This is a genomic window from Actinoplanes sp. NPDC048791, from assembly GCF_040650095.1.
Lineage (GTDB): Bacteria > Actinomycetota > Actinomycetes > Mycobacteriales > Micromonosporaceae > Actinoplanes.
The window spans coordinates 1-3008 of sequence record NZ_JBEZGQ010001003.1; the positions used below are offsets into that span (position 1 = coordinate 1).

Here is a 3008-nt window from a genome sequence, read left to right on the forward strand (position 1 = left end):
GCCACCTTCAACGCGGCCCTGGCCGCCGCCCTCACCGCCGGTCCGGCCTCGGGCGGCGTGGTCCGGGTGACGTCCGGCGCCGGCGACGGACCGCCGGGCCCCGACGTGGCGCACACCTGGCCGGGGCATGACGCCGACGGCTGGCGGGCCGCCGCCGACGCCCTCAACGGCTACGACATCGCGATCATCCAGCACGAGTACGGCATCTACCCCGGCGCCGACGGCGCGGACGTGCTGCGGCTGATGCGCCGGCTGCGGGTGCCCAGCATCGTCGTCCTGCACACCGTGCTGAGCCGGCCCACGCCCCGGCAGAAGTCGGTGCTGGAACAGGTCGTGGGGGCCGCGGGCGCGGTCGTCACCATGACCGGCACCGCCCATGACCGGCTGATCGTCGGCTACGACGTGGACCCGGCCAAGGTGTCGGCCATCCCGCACGGCGCGGCCGACCACACCGGTACGCCGGTGGTCCGCGGGCCGCGGCCGCACTTGCTCACCTGGGGTCTGCTCGGCCCGGGCAAGGGCGTCGAGTGGGCCATCCGGGCACTGCCGCACCTGCGCCGCCTCGATCCCGTCTACACCGTCGCCGGGCGGACCCATCCCAAGGTGCTCGAGCGCCACGGCGAGGCGTACCGGGCGAGCCTGCACCAGCTCGGCGCCGAGCTCGGGGTCGCGCAGTCCGTCGACTACCGGTCGCAGTATCTCGACGACGCGGCTCTCGGCGCGCTGATCCGGTCCGCGGACGTGGTGGTGCTGCCGTACGACTCCGTCGAGCAGGTGACCTCCGGGGTGCTGATCGAGGCCGTCGCCGCCGGTGTGCCGGTGGTCGCCACCGCCTTCCCGCACGCGGTGGAGCTGCTCACCGACGGGCCGGGGCTGCTCGTACCGCACCGCAATCCCCGGGCGCTGGCCACCGCCATCCGCAAGGTGCTCACCCAGCCGGCCCTGGTCCGGACCACCGGCGACGCCGCCACCCTGCGCTGGCCGGCGGTCGCCGCCCGCTACGAGGCGCTGGCCGCGGGACTGATGACGAATGCGGCGCAGCCGGCCACGGCACCGGCGTGACCGCGGTCATCGGTGTCCCGGCCCGGCGCCGGCAGGCTCCGGCCCCCAGCTTCGCCCACCTGGCGCGGCTGAGCGACGACACCGGCCTGCTGGAGCACGCCCGGCACGCCGTGCCCCGGCGGGAGCACGGCTACTGCACCGATGACGTCGCCCGCGGGCTGGTCGTGGTCAGCCGGGAGCCGGACCCGGCACCGGCGGTGCTGCGGCTGGCCGAGGTCTATCTGAGCTTCCTGACCCACGCGCAGGACGACAGCGGCGCGTTCCACAACCGGCTCTCGTACGACCGGCGCTGGACCGACGACGCGGGCCTGGGTGACTGGTGGGGTCGTGCCCTGTGGGGGCTGGGCACCGCGGCCGCCCGGAGCACGGCGCCGTGGATCCAGCAGGAGGCGCTGTACGCCTTCGACCTGAGTGCCGTCCGCCGTTCGCCGGCACCGCACGCCATGGCCTTCGCGGGGCTGGGAGCCGCCGAGGTGCTGCGCCGGCATCCGAAGCACCCCGGTGCGGCGGCCCTGCTAGCTGATGCTGCCGCGGCCGTCGGGTGGCCCGACTCCGACCCGCTGTGGTCGTGGCCCCGGCGGCACCTGGCCTACGCCAGCGCCGCGCTGGCCGAGGTCGTGATCCTCGCCGGGGCGGCCCAGCAGGACAAGGCGCTGCGGGCCGCCGGGCTGCGGATGCTGAGCTGGCTGCGCGGTCTGCAACTCGTCGACGGCCGGCTGTCGGTGCTGCCGGCGGCCGGCTGGCGCCACGGCACGGCCCGGCAGCAGTACGACCAGCAGCCGATCGAGGTGGCGGCGCTGGCCGACGCATGTGCGACCGCGGCCGCGGCCACCGGTGATCCCGGCTGGCACGACGGCGTACGGCAGTCGATCGGCTGGTTCCTCGGTGACAACGACACCGGGGCGGTCATGTGGGACCGGGCCACCGGCGGCGGCTACGACGGGCTGACCCCGGCCGGTCCCAACCTCAACCAGGGCGCGGAGTCGACGCTCGCGCTCATCGCCACCCTGCAGCACGGGCGCGGGGTGGCCGGCTTCAGCGCCGCCCCCCGGTGATCATCCGGGCCTTCAGGAGGCGGCGATGCGGCCCTCCGGCACGTCCCAGTCCGCTTCGAGATCGCCGGCCCACGGCACGACCCGTACCGCGATCGAGCCGCCGCCCGCACAGCTCGCGGTCAGCAGGCCGGTGGACTGGCCGGAGAAGTAACCCACGCTGACGATGCGACCGGCCACCTCGACGTCGTGCGGGCGGCGGCTCCAGCCGGCCGCGCTGAGCCGGAGCCGGACGATCGGGCCGTACCGCTCGTCCAGGGCCTCGACCAGGCCGGGCAGCTCGGCAGCCGGGTCGGTGCCCCGGGGCCACCAGCAGCCCTGCACCACCGGGCGGGGGCCTGCGGTCGGTTCGAGCCACAGCCGGGGCGCGGTGGTGGGAGTGCGGGTGTCGGTCGAGCGTGCCATCGGACTTCCTGTCATCGATGAGCGTCGTCGGGCACGGGTCCAGACCAGGAACGAGAGTTACGGCAGGGACGAGGTCCACCGAGGCCGGTGAAGGGGGAAACACTGTGAACAGTACGCCTGCACCGCCAGGAGAAGGCCCCTTGATCACCCCGGTGGTGTTCCTGACCGAGTACCGCGACCGGCCGTCCCGGCTGTTGACGCTGCTCCGGCGGGTCAGTGCCGGCGACCAGATCGCCTTCGGCCGGCTCTACCTCACCCTTGAGCCGGACGTCACGACCGTGGTCCGGGAACAGGTGGGGGACCCTCGGGAGGCCGGTGAGATCACGGCGGCCACCTTCCTGGAGGCGTGGCAGTCCGCGGACCTGCACACCGCACCGGGCACCGACGTGGCCGGCTGGATCACCGGCGTCGCGGCGCGCCGGGCCGGGGAACAGCACGACCCGCGGACCCGGTCGCATCCGTCGCGCCACGACTACTCCCCGGGCGTGG

At 74.9% G+C, this 3008-nt stretch carries 4 protein-coding genes; 3 read left to right on the forward strand and 1 reads right to left on the reverse strand.

From position 1 onward, the window contains the following. On the forward strand, positions 1 to 1062 hold a 1062-nt coding region (locus tag AB0C29_RS41165), incomplete at its 5' end, for a glycosyltransferase (RefSeq protein ID WP_360832604.1). Next, positions 1059 to 2117, forward strand: a complete 1059-nt coding sequence (locus tag AB0C29_RS41170; protein WP_360832607.1) for a glycosyltransferase — start codon at positions 1059 to 1061, stop codon at positions 2115 to 2117. The genes AB0C29_RS41165 and AB0C29_RS41170, both read left to right, overlap by 4 nt. Positions 2118 to 2129: 12 nt before the next feature. On the opposite strand, the gene AB0C29_RS41175 is transcribed toward AB0C29_RS41170, so the two are convergent. After that, positions 2130 to 2519, reverse strand: a complete 390-nt coding sequence (locus AB0C29_RS41175) for a DUF5994 family protein (protein ID WP_360832610.1) — start codon at positions 2517 to 2519, stop codon at positions 2130 to 2132. Between the two features lie 140 nt (positions 2520 to 2659). Here AB0C29_RS41175 and AB0C29_RS41180 point away from each other — a divergent pair. Further along, positions 2660 to 3008 (forward strand): sigma factor (locus AB0C29_RS41180; protein WP_360832613.1); only part of this gene is annotated, 349 nt, incomplete at its 3' end.

What these genes read in the sequence shown, in the direction of transcription:
- AB0C29_RS41175 (WP_360832610.1), bottom strand. Translation starts at nt 2,519, where the DNA reads ATGGCACGCTCGACCGACACCCGCACTCCCACCACCGCGCCCCGGCTG.